General features: G+C 46.6%; 1 pseudogene. It reads right to left on the reverse strand.

Going from position 1 to position 305, the window contains the following annotated elements:
- A pseudogene (locus JHJ32_RS22760) lies at nt 1–206 on the reverse strand (conjugative transposon protein TraJ); the annotation flags it as partial.
- Between the last annotated feature and the right edge of the window lie 99 nt (nt 207–305).

Here is a 305-nt window from a genome sequence, read left to right on the forward strand (position 1 = left end):
ATGCAAAGCCCCAAAGCGAACGGGCGCAGCAAAGGGAACATATCAATAGGTTCGGCACGGCTTAAAGCCTGCCAAACCTTTAATGCCACATAGAACAATGCTCCCAATCCCGCCAAACCCTTAGCAACTGCCGCCATATCGCCTGCAAGCGGCATCATATCATCATAAAGCGACCGCAGGAGTTCGTGAAGATTATCCCATTCCATAGTTTACCAGTATTTTTGGTTAGCAGTTCCGTAGAGTTCAAGCACTCTTTGGGCATCGTTTTTCTTTTTCGCTCTTAGGTAGCTTACAGAAATGTTCTT

This window comes from Parapedobacter sp. ISTM3, assembly GCF_016533505.1.
Lineage (GTDB): Bacteria > Bacteroidota > Bacteroidia > Sphingobacteriales > Sphingobacteriaceae > Parapedobacter > Parapedobacter luteus.